Origin of the sequence: Desulfovibrio sp. 1214_IL3152 (genome assembly GCF_036763055.1) — a bacterium.
Lineage (GTDB): Bacteria > Desulfobacterota > Desulfovibrionia > Desulfovibrionales > Desulfovibrionaceae > Desulfovibrio.
The window spans coordinates 1-1,269 of sequence record NZ_JBAIYW010000401.1 but is presented as its reverse complement, the minus strand read 5'-3'; the positions used below and the strand labels follow the sequence as shown (position 1 = coordinate 1,269).

Sequence of the window (1,269 nt, the reverse complement as noted above, 5' to 3'; positions counted from 1 at the left end):
TAACCATTGTGGAAACAGCGGACAGCGCACGCGGTATGGGCAAGGCCGTGCCTGCGATGGCTGCCGTGATGCTCAGGCTGCTGCGCGGCGAAGAAATCGCTGATCCGGCGGCCGAGGGCGTTTTCCCCAGGGGCATCCGCAAGAACATGTTCTATGACGAGCCCGGGGCCGAGCGCGCTGTGCGCATGCTCATCAAGAAGGTCAGGGGCGAAGAGTTCAAGACCGAATACGCCATGCCCGTGTTTGACCGCGTGGAGCCGCGCCCGGCCATTGCCGACATGAGCAGGGCCACCATTGCCGTGGTTACCTCCGGCGGCATTGTGCCTGAAGGCAACCCCGACCACATCGCGGCCTCGTCGGCCCAGAACTTCGGGGCCTACAGCATCGAGGGCGTTACCGACCTTGAAAAGGGCAGGTATCTCACGGCCCACGGCGGCTACGACCAGACCTACGCCAATCAGGACCCTGACCGCGTGCTGCCCATAGACGTGCTGCGCGACCTGGAAAAGGAAGGCAAGATCGGCAAGCTCTATAACGTGTTTTACACCACCGTGGGCAACGGCACATCTGTAGCCAACTCGCGCAAGTTCGGAACAGAGATCGGCTCGCAGCTCAAGGCCGCGCATGTGGACGGGGTCATACTCACATCCACCTGAGGAACGTGCACGCGTTGCGGTGCAACGCTCGCCAAGGCCATTGAAGAAGCCGCCGATGTGCCCGTGGTCCACATGTGCACCATCGTGCCCATTTCCCTGAGTATCGGGGCCAACCGCATTGTGCCTACTGTGTCCATTCCGCACCCCCTGGGTAATCCCGAGCTTTCTGCCGCTGACGAAAAGCATCTGCGGCGCGAGCTGGTGCTCAAGGCCCTCAAGGCCCTTTCCACCGGGGTAGACGGACAGACGGTGTTCTAGAGCAGTTTACGAATGAAACGAGTCAACTGCTCTGCAAGGATTTTTCTGAAAATCCTTGCCACGAAATGCGAGTAGGCAGGCTTTTGCCTGCCGTAAGCAAGCATTTCAAGTGTTAAATGCTCTAGATGTAGAGTGTTGTCACGAGCGCCTTTCCCGGTATCTCTGCGTCGAACTTCGCCTTTTATTCCGGTCGGGTACCATAAGAGTACACTCCCTGCATAAAAGGCTCGTTCTCCTTGATATACCAAGGAATTCATCTCGTGACGACACTGCCTAGCCCGCAGGGGTTTTCGCTCTCCGGCTTCCGGCAGCGTTCAGAAGCGCCCGGAAGCCGGGGCCAGCCCGGCGGCCAAAC

The 1,269-nt window shown here is 59.4% G+C and carries 1 protein-coding gene; it reads left to right on the top strand.

Translation table 11 applies throughout. The annotated features are described in order from the left end of the window. A partial coding sequence (gene grdB, locus V6C07_RS08665; protein WP_333535999.1) for a glycine reductase complex component B subunit gamma occupies positions 1 to 914 on the top strand: 914 nt, incomplete at its 5' end. Positions 915 to 1,269 lie beyond the last annotated feature (355 nt).